Raw genomic sequence first — 236 nt, 5'->3', positions numbered from 1 at the left:
TTAGCTTTTACAGTATCTAAATGACCTGCATTAGCAGTAAATTTGTAGACATCTGACCATACATCTGTTCGATGACCTTCTCCATTGGTAGCATCAGAATAACGTGACACAATCTGATATTCATGACCAGCTACAAAGTTTAACTTAGTTAAGTCAAATTCAACATCAAATCCAGATTTGTCAGCATTATAGTAGTTCTTAAGTCTCTGCACATCAGAACGCATTACTAGTTTAGA

1 protein-coding gene is annotated in these 236 nt (G+C 35.2%); it reads right to left on the bottom strand.

Annotated features, from left to right (window positions below; genetic code table 11):
* On the bottom strand, nucleotides 1-236 hold a 236-nt coding region (locus FC36_RS12115; RefSeq protein ID WP_162257648.1), incomplete at both ends, for a hypothetical protein.

The sequence above is a fragment of the Ligilactobacillus equi DSM 15833 = JCM 10991 genome (genome assembly GCF_001435735.1).
GTDB lineage: Bacteria > Bacillota > Bacilli > Lactobacillales > Lactobacillaceae > Ligilactobacillus > Ligilactobacillus equi.
Note: the sequence above shows the minus strand (reverse complement) of the source record. Positions and strands in the feature narration are given on the sequence as shown.